13 protein-coding genes are annotated in these 13485 nt (G+C 60.9%); 7 read left to right on the plus strand and 6 right to left on the minus strand.

Features of this window, described 5'->3' with window-relative positions; all coding sequences use genetic code 11:
- From KKQ10_RS00005 to KKQ10_RS00020, 4 genes are all read right to left on the minus strand, one after another.
- Window positions 1-304, minus strand: a 304-nt coding sequence (locus KKQ10_RS00005) for a helix-turn-helix domain-containing protein (RefSeq protein ID WP_215499517.1), incomplete at its 3' end; no start/stop codon positions are given.
- 117 nt (window positions 305-421) lie between these two features.
- Window positions 422-751, minus strand: a complete 330-nt coding sequence (locus KKQ10_RS00010) for a hypothetical protein (RefSeq protein ID WP_047293552.1) — start codon at window positions 749-751, stop codon at window positions 422-424.
- A gap of 511 nt (window positions 752-1262) precedes the next feature.
- Window positions 1263-1766, minus strand: a complete 504-nt coding sequence (locus KKQ10_RS00015; protein ID WP_215499519.1) for a GNAT family N-acetyltransferase — start codon at window positions 1764-1766, stop codon at window positions 1263-1265.
- Window positions 1767-1964: 198 nt separating this feature from the next.
- Window positions 1965-3896, minus strand: a complete 1932-nt coding sequence (locus KKQ10_RS00020) for a DNA topoisomerase III (protein WP_215499521.1) — start codon at window positions 3894-3896, stop codon at window positions 1965-1967.
- Between the two features lie 279 nt (window positions 3897-4175).
- Here KKQ10_RS00020 and KKQ10_RS00025 point away from each other — a divergent pair, with 279 nt between their 5' ends.
- Together KKQ10_RS00025 and KKQ10_RS00030 are read left to right on the plus strand one after the other, a co-directional pair.
- The gene (locus tag KKQ10_RS00025; protein ID WP_127651509.1) at window positions 4176-5582 is read left to right on the plus strand and encodes a serralysin family metalloprotease; all 1407 of its coding nucleotides are present in this window, start codon (window positions 4176-4178) and stop codon (window positions 5580-5582) included.
- Between the two features lie 203 nt (window positions 5583-5785).
- Window positions 5786-6154, plus strand: a complete 369-nt coding sequence (locus KKQ10_RS00030; RefSeq protein WP_127651508.1) for a DUF427 domain-containing protein — start codon at window positions 5786-5788, stop codon at window positions 6152-6154.
- Between the two features lie 174 nt (window positions 6155-6328).
- On the opposite strand, the gene KKQ10_RS00035 is transcribed toward KKQ10_RS00030, so the two are convergent.
- Both KKQ10_RS00035 and KKQ10_RS00040 read right to left on the minus strand, forming a co-directional pair.
- Entirely contained in the window at window positions 6329-7951 is a 1623-nt protein-coding gene (locus KKQ10_RS00035; RefSeq protein ID WP_215499523.1) for an MFS transporter, read from the minus strand.
- A 175-nt stretch (window positions 7952-8126) separates the two neighbouring features.
- On the minus strand, window positions 8127-9773 hold the full coding sequence (locus KKQ10_RS00040; RefSeq protein WP_215499525.1) for a GMC family oxidoreductase: 1647 nt from the start codon (window positions 9771-9773) through the stop codon (window positions 8127-8129).
- A 133-nt stretch (window positions 9774-9906) separates the two neighbouring features.
- Between KKQ10_RS00040 and KKQ10_RS00045 the strand changes: the two genes are divergently transcribed.
- The 5 genes from KKQ10_RS00045 (at window position 9907) to KKQ10_RS00065 (ending at window position 13464) form a co-directional block, all read left to right on the plus strand.
- A complete protein-coding gene (locus KKQ10_RS00045) occupies window positions 9907-10791 on the plus strand; it encodes a LysR family transcriptional regulator (protein WP_215499527.1) in 885 nt (294 codons plus the stop codon).
- Between the two features lie 181 nt (window positions 10792-10972).
- A complete protein-coding gene (locus tag KKQ10_RS00050) occupies window positions 10973-11320 on the plus strand; it encodes a metalloregulator ArsR/SmtB family transcription factor (RefSeq protein ID WP_215499529.1) in 348 nt (115 codons plus the stop codon).
- A 26-nt stretch (window positions 11321-11346) separates the two neighbouring features.
- On the plus strand, window positions 11347-11817 hold the full coding sequence (locus KKQ10_RS00055) for an arsenate reductase ArsC (RefSeq protein ID WP_215499531.1): 471 nt from the start codon (window positions 11347-11349) through the stop codon (window positions 11815-11817).
- Window positions 11818-11826: 9 nt separating this feature from the next.
- A complete protein-coding gene (gene arsH / locus KKQ10_RS00060) occupies window positions 11827-12522 on the plus strand; it encodes an arsenical resistance protein ArsH (RefSeq protein ID WP_215499533.1) in 696 nt (231 codons plus the stop codon).
- Between the two features lie 102 nt (window positions 12523-12624).
- Window positions 12625-13464 (plus strand): AraC family transcriptional regulator, encoded by an 840-nt coding sequence (locus KKQ10_RS00065; protein ID WP_215499535.1) that lies wholly within the window; start codon window positions 12625-12627, stop codon window positions 13462-13464.
- The last annotated feature ends 21 nt before the right edge of the window (window positions 13465-13485 follow it).

A 13485-nucleotide genomic window follows, 5' to 3' on the forward strand; every position in this document is an offset into this window, starting at 1 on the left:
AGAATTGGGCTTTCTGAGTTGCCAGCGCCAGTTGTTCCTCGAGTTCTTTGATTCTTTGCTCGGGAGTCAGTGGCAAGGTTGGCTCGTCCATAGGTCTGATCCTCTGGGAGCGAATGGAGGCGCCTTGACTCCAGTCCTGGCGACCGTGTTTGCGTAACCAAACCAGCACCGTCGACCGCCCCTGAATCCCATAGCGCCGCTGAGCCTCTTTATAACTCAACTCGCCTTTTTCGACCTGGTCGACAACCGATAATTTAAAAGCCAGTGTGTAATCACGCTGACTGCGCTTCGTGCCCGTATCCATTGCACCTTCCTGAAAAGAAGTCAGAAGGTGTAAACCTTATTCAGGACGGGACAGGGGAACAATAAAAAGGGCCTGCTTCTTTTGGAAGCAGGCCCTTTTTATTATTGAAGTTGTCAATCAGCAGAACCGGTCAATCACCCGGACTTCATTCTTGTTCTGCATCGAGTCCCACGCCTGTTTCAGCGTCTGCAGTACATTGCCGATGAAGTCTTTGTCGGCCGCGGCTTTCTTGCCGACATAACCGTGGCCGCGGCGGTACATCTTCAGGCGGGCCAGCAGGTTCTGGTTGTTGCGGTCGAATTCTTCTTCACCCGCGTGGGGCGACAGGCAGTCGATATGCACCTGACCCGACTTGCTGATCCAGAGAATGTGGCTGTCGTGGCTGTCTTTTTGCGCAGCGAACATACGAGCCAGTTCTTCGATAGTAGGTTGATTGTTCAGATTCATGATGTTTGCCCCTTGACCAGTTTGGTGATCTTTCAAAGTTGATTCGCTAATACAGGTAGCCCATCGGTTAGTTGATCCCTGGCACCGAAACCAGGACGTCAGCGGTCGCCCGTGAGAAGTACGGGGTCATGCGTCTGTTGCATGTAGTCGTGTTGAATAACTGCTACGCAATAGCGTCACAACGAGGAGAAGCAGCGAAAACCGGGAGGCTCCTTGACGACGTTTTCAGGGTCGACCACAAGCGTCTTGAGAATTTTCGCCAGCGCTTCTCGTCCTTGTACTGGACGTTCAGGCCAGGTCAGCTTCTTCAATCTGCCTTGTGGGCAGCGTGTATCCGGAAAAAACAACTCGGCGGTCAGACGAGTTTGCTCAAGCGTGTTACCGATGTTCCCGATCGGGGAACGTCTTCATCATGCAAAAGCAAAACGATGCCGTCAACGGTTTTGTAGTGATTATTTTTGCTCACTACATATTGTCGGACAAAGCTGTTTTGGAATGAGAAAAGTTCCGTTCAGGCAACGGACGCGGGGGCGCGCAGAATGTAGAAGGTGCAGGGGTAACCGTCCACGCGGCGGTGATCGCAGGTGAATTTGCCTGCGCTCAATGCGGGGATCAACCGGGCCCAGAAGCGCTGTGCAGGCAGGTTGGCGTCGATATGGAAAATCTGCCATTGACCGGGCAGGCGGCTCAAGAGGACAGAGACGACAAACTGCGCGACGCCTTGGCCACGAAAGCGTCGGGCGAGGAAGAAGTAGCCGATGTTGTGTTCGGCGCCGGCAATGTGGGTGTCATCGTCCACGATCACGAATCCGGCCAGTTCACCGTCAACGCGGATCAGGAACGGCAGGGTGGCAGGGTTACGCCAGTAGTCGTCTTTGAGGTGAATACTGAAGAAACCGTGCTCGGCGATTTTCAGCGGCAGCCATTCGCTGAAATCATGCATGTAGAACTGCATCAGGTTTTCGATGATTGGCAGTTCGTCGCGGTGGGCGGCAAGCAATTCGATGGTGGGCATGCTAGCGAGCTCTTAAGGCCAGACCTGAGTATTGTCGATTTGCTGTGGTGAGGGAGCTTGTCGAGTCGTCGCACCGTCTCGCTGGGGGGGAAGCCGCCCCCCCTATGCCAGCCGCAAAATTGCAATTGCAGGTTTGCGGCTGCTGCGCAGCCGAGCGGGAGCAAGCTCCCTCGCCACAAAAATCCCGACCGGACTGATCTATTTCGCTGTGCGTTTGGCTGGGCCGGCAGTTTTACTGCGCGTGGATTTACGTTTCTTTTTCCACGGTGCGGCAGCTTTACCGGCAGGTGGCGGGCCGCTGATGGTCAGGTTCAGCGCGGAGCAACGTGTCACCTGCTTGCTCATCCACGCGGCCTGTTTGGTGACGAACTCTTCCAGGCTCATTTCACCGCTCTGCACCATGTCCAGCGCCTGTTCCCAGATGGCGGTGGTGCCGGGGTCGGCAATCGCGCGGGGCACGGCGTCGATCAGGCTGAAGGCAGCGGGTGTCGCGGCGAGGGCCTTGCCGTTTTTCACCAGATAGCCACGGTCCAGCAGGCCCTGGATGATCGAGGCGCGCGTGGCTTCGGTGCCGATGCCGGTGGTGTCCTTGAGTTTCTGTTTGAGCAGTGGATCTTCCACCAGTTTGGCGACGTTCTTCATCGCCTTGATCAGGTCGCCCTCGGTGTAGGGTTTGGGCGGTTGCGTCCACAGGTCCTTGAGGGTTACGCCGGCCACGGCGCAGTCGACACCCTGGCTCAGCGCCGGCAGGGTTTGCGGTGCTGGCGCTTCACGGCCCTTGGCCGGGGCGAGGGCTTCGGGCAAGGCGCGCTTCCAGCCCGGTTCGATGATCTGCTTGCCGACTGCGCGCAAGGCTTCACCGGCGCAATCGAAATCGGCCTGGGTGCGGTCGTATTCATGGTTGGGCAGAAACTGCGCCAGGTAGCGGGCGCGAATCAGGGTGTACACCGCACGGTGTTTGCCGCTCAGTCGTTCAAGGTTTTTCGCCGCCGCGGTGGGGATGATGCCGTGGTGCGCGCTGACCTTGGCATCGTTCCACGCCCGGGAGCGGCGCTGCGGGTCGAGGTGGCCATTGAGTGCTTCAAGGCCCGGATCGGCCTGACGCAGTGCCGCGAGTATCCCCGGTGCTTCGCTGTGCTGGCTCAGCGGCAGAAAGCCGCAATCGCTGCGCGGGTAGGTGATGACCTTGTAGGTTTCGTAGAGCGCCTGGGCGATGTCGAGGGTTTCCTGAGCGCCGAGGCCGAGCTTCTTCGAGCAGACTTCCTGCAGGGTGCCGAGGTCGAACGGTAGCGGCGCCACTTCGCGCATGCGTTCGGTGCGCAGCTTGACCACCCGTGCACTGGCGGCGCTGTTGAGGGCGGCGGCGGCCTGCTGGGCCAGTGCCTGATTCAGGCAGCGATCCTGATCGTCACACACGTCGCCGGGGGCACGCCATTGCGCGGTGAACGGCGTGCCGTTGTGCAGCAATTGCACATCGATCGCCCAATACGGCACCGGCACGAAATCGGCGATGCTGCGGTCGCGATCCACCACCAGCCGCAACGTCGGCGTCTGCACCCGACCGACCGGCAGCACACCCTGATAGCCGGACTGGCGGCCCAACAACGTGAACAGCCGACTCATGTTCATGCCGATCAGCCAGTCGGCCCGGGAGCGCCCGAGCGCCGAGTGATACAGGCTGAAGGTTTCCGCCCCGGGCTTCAGTGCGGCCAGCGCCTTGCGGATCGACGCTTCGTCCAGCGCCGACAGCCACAAGCGGCGGATCGGCCCGCGATAGCGGCAGTGCTCGACCAGTTCCCGGGCAATCATCTCGCCCTCACGGTCGGCGTCGGTGGCGATGATCAGCTCGCTGGCCTCGCCCAGCAGGCGCTTGACCGCTTTGTACTGGCTGGCGGTGCGCGGCTTGACGGTCATTTTCCACTTGTCCGGGATGATCGGCAGATCCGCCAGCACCCAGCGTTTGTAGCGTGCGTCGTACGCATCCGGCGGCGCGGTTTCGAGCAGGTGGCCGATGCACCAGGTCACCGTGACGTCCGTTCCCAGCCAGCAGCCGTCGCCCCGGCGTCTGGCGCCCAGCACGGCCGCAATGTCTTTGGCCTGGGAAGGTTTTTCACAGAGGTACAACCGCATAACCACCGTCGTCGATCAGTTCACTGAAGGTGCACAGAATGGCTGCAGTTGGCGTTCGGGGCAACTTTTATCTGTATGGATATACAGATAAAAGCGTTGCCGGGGATGACCGGTATTACCGGGACGGCGCGCACGGCTATCGAGAAATCGAATGGTGCGGCGGTTGTCGGGCATGGCAGGTTCATCGGGCCTTTCAAGAAACGCGAGTGACAGGACGATCTCGCCAGAAGATCGCCATGGTCCGAACGCACTGACTACTCTGAAACAAGGAAGTCCACCATGGCTCAAGCCAAAGCGAAAACCAGCAGCGCCTATGACGAAGTGAATGCCTTCAGCCATCTGTATGACCGTGGCGTCGGTCTGGTCAATGGCAAACCGTCGTTCACCGCCGACCAGGCGGCCGACGAAATCCTGCGCAAAAACCTGTCGTGGCACGACAAGAACGGCGACGGCAAAATCTCCCTGACTTACACCTTCCTGACCGAGAAACCGGCGAACTACAACCCGAACCTTGGCAACTTCAGCCAGTTCAGCGCTCAGCAAAAGGCCCAGGCCGTGCTGTCCATGCAATCCTGGGCCGACGTGGCCAAGGTGACCTTCACTGAAGGCAAGGGTGGCGACGGCCACATGACCTTTGGCAACTACGACGTCAGCACTGGCGGCGCGGCGTTCGCTTATCTGCCGAGCGGCGGCAGCTATGACGGTCAGTCGTGGTACCTGATCAACAATCAATATCAGGTCAACAAGACCCCGGACACCAACAACTACGGGCGGCAGACCCTGACTCACGAGATCGGCCATACCCTCGGCCTGTCGCACCCGGGCGCGTACAACGCCGGCAACGGCAACCCGACCTACAACGACGCCAAGTACGCCGAAGACACCCGTGGCTACAGCCTGATGAGCTACTGGAGCGAAGCCAACACCGACCAGAACTTCAGCAAGGACGGCAGTGGCGCCTACGCCTCGGCACCGTTGCTGGACGATATCGTCGCGGTGCAGAAACTCTACGGCGCCAACTATGAGACGCGCGCCGACAACACCACCTACGGTTTCGGCTCCAACGCCGGTCGCGATTTCTACAGCGCCACGTCGGCGTCGTCGAAAGTGGTTTTTTCGGTGTGGGACGGTGGCGGCGATGACACCCTGAACTTCTCCGGTTTCACCCAGAACCAGAAGATCAACCTCAATGAAGGTTCGTTCTCTGACGTCGGCGGGCTGGTGGGCAACGTGTCGATCGCTTACGGCGTGACCGTGGAAAACGCCGTTGGCGGTTCGGGCAATGACCTGCTGATCGGCAATTCGGCGGTCAACCATCTGTTCGGCGGCGCCGGCAACGACATCCTCTACGGCGGTGGCGGCGCGGATGTGCTGTGGGGCGGCGAGGGTGCAGACACCTTCGTGTTCGGCGCGGCCAGTGACTCGACCAACAACCAGCCGGACTGGATCATGGATTTCAAAAGCGGCCTGGACAAGATCGACCTCTCGGGCATCGACGCGTTTGCCACGGGTGCGGCTTCGCTGAATTTCGTCAGCAGTTTCACCGGCCATGCGGGGGACGCGATCCTGACGTACTACGCGCAAAACGGTCAGACCGGGCTGCTGGTCGACCTGACGGGGCAGGGGCAGGTCGACTTTGCCGTGGGGGTGGTGGGGCAGGCGGTGGCGACTGATATCGTCGTTTGATCTGTTAGATCCGGAGGCCACATGTTCCCTGTGGTGAGAGCGCTTGTCGAGTCGTCGCACCGTCCCGCTCGGCGGCAAAGCCGTCGCAAAACCTGAAATCGCGTTATACCTGATACACCGCGATTTCCGGATTAAGGGCTGCTACGCAGCCCAGCGGGAGCAAGCTCCCTCGCCACAGTTCATTCGTCCCTGGAGAAACCCCGATGAAAACCTCCGGCCTCAACCCCGTCATCACCCTCGAACAACTCCCCGGTTGCCTGCTGGTGAAATTCCACGGCATCCAGGTCGCGGCGTCCTCGCATGTGCTGATCCTCAACGAGGCCAACTACCCGCCGGTTTACTACGTCCCTCGCGAAGACATCGACGAGAAATACTTCGCCCGCACCGACCACACCAGTTACTGCCCGTACAAGGGCGATGCCAATTACTTCAGTCTGCAAGTACCGGGGCATGAAGGGGCGAATGCGGTGTGGACTTACGAGAAACCGAAAGTCTCGGTCGAGCAGATCAAGGACTATGTGGCGTTTTATCCGGATCAGGTGAAGTTTGAGGTCATCAAGCCTGACGCGTAAATTCAGCCAAACCATCACTTGTGGTGAGGGAGCTTGCTCCCGCTGGGCCGCGAAGCGGCCCCAATCACGACAATTGCGGTGTGCCTGATACACTGCAATTGCAGGGTTTACGACTGCTACGCAGTCGAGCGGGAGCAAGCTCCCTCGCCACAGGTGAGCTGACTTGATCTGGAATCAGTTCTTGTCCAGGTCGATATTCTTCGTCTCACGCAGGCAGAACATTCCCACCACCAGGCTCACCCCGGTAATCAGTACCGGGTACCACAGCCCGTAGAAAATATCCCCGGTGTACACCACCAGCGCAAACGACACGGTCGGCAGGAACCCGCCGAACCAGCCGTTGCCGATGTGATACGGCAGGGACATCGAGGTGTAGCGGATGCGGGTCGGGAACAGTTCGACCATCAGCGCGGCCAGCGGGCCGTAGCACATGGCCGAGATGATGATCAGTGCGACGATCAGGGCGACGATCATCGGCTTGTTGATCTGTTGCAGGTCCGCCTGTTGCGGGTAGCCGGCGAGGGTGACCGCGCCGCGCAGGGCCGCTTCGTCGTAGCCGTCGATCTTCACGTCACCGATGCTCACCTGCACGCCGCTGCCGGCCGGGGCGGCGGCGCTGGTGTAGGGCAGGCCTTGCTTGACCAGAAAGGTTTTGACCTTGTCGCATGGGCTGTCGAATTTGGCCTTGCCCACCGGATCGAACTGGAAGGTGCAGGTCGCCGGATCCGCCAGCACGGTGATCGGTGCCTGACGGCTGGCCTGGTCGATCGCCGGGTTGGCGTAGTGGGCCAGGGATTTGAAGATGGGGAAGTACAGCGCAGTCGCCAGCAGCAGGCCGAGCATCAGCACCGGTTTACGCCCGACCTTGTCCGACAGCCAGCCGAAAATGATGAAAAACGGCGCGCCGATCACCACGCTGATGATCAGCAGACTGTTGGCCACCGCCGGGTCCATTTTCAGGAACTGCGTGAGGAAAAACAGCACGTAGAACTGCGCGGCGTAGAAGGTCACCGCTTGCCCGGCGTTGATGCTGAACAGGGCGATCAGCACCACCTTGAGGTTCTCCCATTTGCCGAACGATTCGCGGATCGGCGCCTTCGACGCTTTGCCTTCCTCTTTCATTTTCAGATACGCCGGCGACTCGTGCAGGCTCAGGCGAATCCAGGTGGAAATGCCCAGCAGCACAATCGACAGCAGGAACGGAATGCGCCAGCCCCAGACTTCGAACTGGTCACCGGTGAAGTAACGGCAACCGAGCACCACCAGCAGCGACAGCAGCAGGCCGAGGGTCGCGGTGGACTGGATCCAGCTGGTATGGAAACCGCGTTTGCCGATCGGCGCGTGCTCGGCGACATAAGTCGCCGCGCCGCCGTATTCACCGCCCAGCGCCAGGCCCTGCAGCATGCGCAGCACCACCAGAATGATCGGTGCGGCGATGCCGATGCTGGCGTAGGTCGGCAGCAGGCCGACGCAGAAGGTCGCGATGCCCATCAGGACGATGGTCGCGAGGAACGTGTATTTGCGCCCGATCATGTCCCCCAACCGACCGAACACCAGCGCCCCGAACGGTCGCACGATAAACCCGGCGGCGAAGGCCATCAGCGCAAAAATGAACGCCGTGGTGTCGTTGACCCCGGCGAAAAACTGCTTGCTGATCACCGCCGCGAGGGCGCCGTAGAGGAAGAAGTCATACCACTCGAACACCGTCCCCAGGGACGAGGCGAAGATGACTTTCTGCGTGGCATTGCTGGTGCTGGTGCCGCTCGCGACGTCCAGCGGCTGAGCGTGTTCTGACATATCGGTATCCCTCACAGTGATTGTTTTTGTTGTTCCACTGGTGTTGCGTGTCCGGGTGTTGCGCGATGCCTTGAATTAACGCGGTCTCCTGTAGGAGCTGCCGCAGGCTGCGATCTTTTGATCTTGCTTTTGATCTGGAAAATCCAAAGCCAAAAGATCGCAGCCTGCGCAGCTCCTACAGGGTTTGGGCCAGCTCCAATTTTGGGGTGCTGCTTTTGGTGCTGGGATTGAGGATCAACTGTGCCGCCTTTTCAGCAATCATCAGCGTCGGCGAACAGGTGTTGCCCGAGGTGATGCGCGGCATGATCGAGGCATCGGCGATGCGCAGGCCGGGCACGCCATGCACGCGCAGCTGCGCATCGACCACCGAGTCCACGTCCTGGCCCATGCGGCAGGTGCCGACCGGGTGGAAAATCGTCGTGCCGATTTTTGCCGCGGCTTCGTGCAGTTGCTCCTCGCTTTGCAGGCTGTCGCCGGGCAGGTATTCGACCGGTTTGAACGCTTGCAGGGCCGGGGCGCTGACGATGCGGCGAGTCAGGCGAATGGCGTCGGCGGCCACGCGCAGGTCTTCGGGATGGCTGAGGTAATTGGGTTGGATCAGCGGCGCGGCTTGCGGGTCCGCCGAACGGATGTCGATTCGCCCACGGCTCTGCGGACGCAGGTCGCACACTGACGCGGTGAACGCCGGGAAGCTGTGCAACGGCTCGCCAAAACGCTCCAGCGACAGTGGCTGCACGTGGTATTCGAGGTTGGCCGAGGTCTGCTCCGGTCCGGATCGCGCAAACGCCCCGAGCTGACTCGGCGCCATCGACAGCGGCCCGCTGCGGTCGTACAGATAACGCAGGCCCATGCCCATCTTGCCCCACACGCTGCCGGCGATCTGGTTGAGGGTGCGGGCGTTCTGCAGTTTGTAGATCAGGCGCAGTTGCAGGTGATCCTGCAGATTGCCGCCAACTCCCGGCAATTCATGAATCACGCCGATACCGAGGCGTTCCAGCAACGGACGCGGGCCGATCCCGGAGCGCTGTAGAATGCTCGGCGAACCCACGGCGCCGGCGCAGAGGATGATTTCCTTGCGCGCCTTGAAGCTCTTCACCTGGCCCTCATGACGGGCGCTGACCCTCGACGCACGGCCGTTTTCCAGCAGCACGCGATCCACATCAACCCCGGTCAGCACCGTCAGATTGGCCCGCTCACGAATCGGTTTGAGAAAGGCCTTCGCCGCGTTCCAGCGCACTCCGGCCTTCTGGTTGACCTGAAAGTAGCCGCAACCTTCGTTGTCGCCCTGATTGAAGTCATCGATGCTGGCAATGCCGCTCTGCTCGGCGGCGCTGCGGAAGGCATCGAGAATCGGCCACGACAGGCGCTGCTGTTCCACCCGCCATTCGCCCTGGGCGCCGTGAAATTCGGCAGCGCCGGCAAAGTGGTTTTCGCTTTGTTTGAACAGCGGCAGCACGTCGTTCCAGGCCCAGCCCGGATTGCCCTCGGCCGCCCAGCCGTCGTAGTCGCCGGCCTGGCCGCGCATGTAGATCATGCCGTTGATGGAGGAGCAGCCACCGAGCACTTTGCCGCGCGGGTAGCTCAGGCTGCGACCCTGCAGGCCAGGTTGTGCTTCGGTCTTGAAGCACCAGTCGGTGCGCGGGTTGCCGATGCAGAACAGGTAGCCGACGGGGATGTGAATCCACGGATAGTTATCGCGCCCACCGGCTTCGAGCAGCAACACGCGCTGCTGCGCATCCGCCGACAGTCGATTGGCCAGCAAGCACCCGGCAGGGCCGGCGCCGACCACGATGTAGTCGTATTCCTCAAGGGAAGTCTGCATTCCCTGACCTCGCTTTTTGTTTTTATTGTCGGACACTCTAGTTGTTAGCTTTCGTTAAAAGAATGTTAGTTTTTGCGCAGCCGCTGTGCGTTTTCAAACAGCCTCAACTGACCATAGCTGACAAGGACCCGCCATGTTCGACTGGAACGACCTGCGGTTTTTTCTCGAACTGCAACGCAGCGGTCGTCTGCTCACCGCCGCCCGACGCTTGAACACCACCCACGCCACCGTGGCCCGGCACATCGAGGCCATCGAAAAAAGCCTCGGCACCGCGCTGTTCGTCCAGCACGCCCAAGGCTACGAAATGACCCCGGCGGGGGAGGCGTTGCTCAAGCACGCCGAAGCCATGGAAAACGTCGCGCTGCTGGCCCAGGAAGAAATCACCCAGTCCACCGCACCGCTGGGCAAGATCCGCGTCGGCGTCACCGAAGGCCTCGGTATCAAATTTCTCGCCAGCCGCATGATCGGCCTGTTCGAGCGTTACCCGGGGCTGGAAGTGGAGCTGGTCGCGGTGCCGCGTTTCGTCAGCATCCTCAACCGCGAGGCGGAAATCAGCATTCATCTGGAGCGCCCGTCTGCCGACATGCTGGTCACCCGCAAACTCACCGACTACCGCCTGGCGCTCTACGCCAGCCAGCGTTACCTCGACAACGCGCCGCCCCTGCGCAGCCGCGAAGACCTTGGGCGGCATGCGTGGATTGGCTATGTGGACGATCTGTTGTTCAGCCAGGAACTGATGTTCCTCAACAGCTTCTGCCGCAGCCCTCGCGTCGTGTTCCACAGCACCAGCGTCATCGCCCAGCAGGAAGCGGCGCGCTCGGGTTTGGGCATTGCCGTGTTGCCGTGCTACATGGCCGCGTCCGACCCGGATCTGGTGCCGTTGTTGCCGGACGAGAGCATCGAACGCAGTTACTGGATCAGCACCCGGCGCGAGTTGCACAAGTCGGTGCGGCTGCGGGTGGTCTGGGATTATGTGGTGGGGTTGTGTGAGGCGGAGCAGGGGCTGTTGCGCGGATAGTCCTGAGCACAAAAAAACCTGTAGGAGTGAGCCTGCTCGCGATAGCGGTATGTCTATGAAATAGAAGTCGGCCGATACACCGTTATCGCGAGCAGGCTCACTCCTGCAAGGGATCGCATTCGGGGTTGATTAATATATGGATATCCGTATATTCAGATTTCCATATGTTCGAGTCCGCCCCATGCTCACCCCCACCGAACTCTTCAAAAGCCTGGCCGACGAAACCCGTGTCCGCGCCACCCTGTTGATTGCCGAGCAGGGTGAGCTGTGTGTCTGCGAGTTGATGTGCGCCCTCGACGACAGTCAGCCGAAAGTCAGCCGCCACCTGGCGCAACTGCGCAGCAACGGTTTACTCCTCGATCGCCGTCAGGGGCAGTGGGTGTATTACCGGCTCAATCCGCAGCTGCCGGGTTGGGTGCACGAGATCCTGCAAGTCACCGCAAAGGCCAACGCCAATTGGCTCAAGGACAACACCTGTCGCCTGCAGAACATGGACGGTCGTCCTGCCCGCGAAACCGCCTGCTGCTAAATCCTTTATTTTTTCGGGAGCCACCGATGCGAGTCCTGTTCATGTGCACGGCCAACAGTTGCCGCAGCATTCTTTCCGAAGCCCTGTTCAATCACCTCGCACCACAAGGTTTCGAGGCGGTGAGTTCCGGAGGTTTCCCCAAGGGCCAAGTGCTGCCGCGCAGCCTGAGCACCTTGCAGCAGGCCGGGATTTCGATTGATGGCTTGTCCAGCAAAGGCAACGACGCCTTTGAGGACAACCCGCCGGACATCGTCATCACCGTGTGCGACAAGGCGGCCGGCGAAAGCTGCCCGGTGTACTTCGGCCCGGCGCTGAAAAGCCATTGGGGGCTGGAAGATCCGTCCGATGTGCAGGGCGACGAAGCGGCAATCGACGCGGCGTTCCGCGCGACGCTGGCGCACATCGAGCGGCGCTGCAAAGCCTTCCTCGACCTGCCGTTCAATCGTCTGAGCCGCGACCAACTGAAAACCGCGCTCGATGCCATCGGCGCGCTGTAAGGAGGATTTATGTCAGAGCATCTGCCCAACCTCGACCTGAGCCTGTTCGAAGGTCGAACCACCACGCCGGACCAGCACAAACCACGCATTCTGTTGCTCTACGGCTCGACCCGCGAACGCTCCTTCAGCCGTCTGCTGGTGGAAGAGGCCGCGCGCTTGCTGGAACACTTCGGCGCTGAAACCCGGGTGTTCAATCCGTCCGGTTTACCGTTGCCGGATGATGCGCCGGTCGATCATCCCAAGGTTCAGGAACTGCGTGATCTGGTGCTGTGGTCGGAAGGCCAGGTCTGGTGCTCGCCGGAACGCCACGGTGCGATGTCGGCGGTGTTCAAGGCGCAGATCGACTGGATCCCGCTGGAGCTCGGCGCGGTGCGTCCGACCCAGGGCAAGACCCTCGCGGTGATGCAGGTCTGCGGCGGTTCGCAGTCGTTCAACGTGGTCAATCAACTGCGCGTGCTGGGGCGCTGGATGCGCATGTTCACCATCCCCAATCAGTCCTCGGTGCCCAAGGCCTACATGGAATTCGACGAGGCAGGGCGGATGAAACCGTCGCCGTTCTATGATCGCGTGGTCGATGTGATGGAAGAGCTGGTCAAGTTCACCGTGCTGCTGCGCGACCGCCAGGACTTTCTGGTGGACCGCTATTCCGAACGCAAGGAAAGCGCCGAGCAGTTGATGGCGCGGGTCAATCAGCGGTCGATCTGAAGCGCCGCGACACGGGTTCGTCGGTCGGGCAGTGCACAAACGTTCTAGCCGTTCAGGGGCATTTGTGGATTACTGGCGCCAGCCCATCAGCGTATTCAAGCCATGAGTAACTGGATCGACCTTGCCCACGACCGGGAAACCGGCATCGAAACCCTGCACGCGCATTTCGCCGGGCACGCGCACGCCTATGATCCGCACTGGCATGAAACCTACCTGATCGGTTTCACCGAGCAAGGCGTGCAGCGTTTCAACAGCCGTCGGGCACGGCATGACAGTACCCCGGGCAAAGTCTTCATGCTCGAACCCGGGGACATTCATGACGGCGACGCGCCGAGCCCGGACGGCTTCACCTATCGCATGCTGTACCTGCAACCGGCGTGGCTGGAACAGGCGCTGGACAGCCTGCAACTGGACGGCTGCGCGGGCGGCTTGCCCGGCATTGGCAACGTGCTCAACGACGACCCCGAACTGGCCCGCGCCACTCTGTTCGCGTTCAACGCGCTGCATAAACAGGACGTGCGCATGGTCCGCGAAGTGGCGCTGGATGCGTTGCTTGAACGCCTGGCGCTGCACCTCTATCGGCGCCCGCAATCATCCGCCACGCTGCGTGCGCCGCTGATTGCCCGGCAGGCGCGAGACTACCTGATGGCCTACCATGAGCAGGACATCAGCCTGCACACCCTGGCCGAAGTCTGCAGCACCGACCGCTTTCGTCTGACTCGGGCGTTCAAGGCTGCCTATGGTCTGGCACCGCATGCCTGGCTGATCCAGTTACGGCTGATCCGTGGCCGGCAATTGCTGGCCGCCGGGGTGCAGCCGGTGGACGTGGCGAGCAGGCTCGGTTTCTCCGATCAAAGTCACTTGGGCCGCTGGTTCGTGCGCGCCTACGGCATCACGCCGGGTGCCTATCAGCAGCGTGCCATCGGCACCTTTCGACGCTGAACAAACGTTCAAGACCACAGC

Source organism: Pseudomonas sp. MG-9 (assembly GCF_018729515.1).
GTDB lineage: Bacteria > Pseudomonadota > Gammaproteobacteria > Pseudomonadales > Pseudomonadaceae > Aquipseudomonas > Aquipseudomonas serboccidentalis.

Excerpts from the sequence above, each read along its gene's own strand:
- KKQ10_RS00010 (WP_047293552.1), bottom strand. The coding sequence starts at position 751 with ATGAATCTGAACAATCAACCTACTATCGAAGAACTGGCTCGTATGTTC.
- KKQ10_RS00015 (WP_215499519.1), bottom strand. The coding sequence starts at position 1,766 with ATGCCCACCATCGAATTGCTTGCCGCCCACCGCGACGAACTGCCAATC.
- KKQ10_RS00020 (WP_215499521.1), bottom strand. The coding sequence starts at position 3,896 with ATGCGGTTGTACCTCTGTGAAAAACCTTCCCAGGCCAAAGACATTGCG.
- KKQ10_RS00025 (WP_127651509.1), top strand. The coding sequence starts at position 4,176 with ATGGCTCAAGCCAAAGCGAAAACCAGCAGCGCCTATGACGAAGTGAAT.
- KKQ10_RS00030 (WP_127651508.1), top strand. The coding sequence starts at position 5,786 with ATGAAAACCTCCGGCCTCAACCCCGTCATCACCCTCGAACAACTCCCC.
- KKQ10_RS00035 (WP_215499523.1), bottom strand. The coding sequence starts at position 7,951 with ATGTCAGAACACGCTCAGCCGCTGGACGTCGCGAGCGGCACCAGCACC.
- KKQ10_RS00040 (WP_215499525.1), bottom strand. The coding sequence starts at position 9,773 with ATGCAGACTTCCCTTGAGGAATACGACTACATCGTGGTCGGCGCCGGC.
- KKQ10_RS00045 (WP_215499527.1), top strand. The coding sequence starts at position 9,907 with ATGTTCGACTGGAACGACCTGCGGTTTTTTCTCGAACTGCAACGCAGC.
- KKQ10_RS00050 (WP_215499529.1), top strand. The coding sequence starts at position 10,973 with ATGCTCACCCCCACCGAACTCTTCAAAAGCCTGGCCGACGAAACCCGT.
- KKQ10_RS00055 (WP_215499531.1), top strand. The coding sequence starts at position 11,347 with ATGCGAGTCCTGTTCATGTGCACGGCCAACAGTTGCCGCAGCATTCTT.
- arsH (WP_215499533.1), top strand. The coding sequence starts at position 11,827 with ATGTCAGAGCATCTGCCCAACCTCGACCTGAGCCTGTTCGAAGGTCGA.
- KKQ10_RS00065 (WP_215499535.1), top strand. The coding sequence starts at position 12,625 with ATGAGTAACTGGATCGACCTTGCCCACGACCGGGAAACCGGCATCGAA.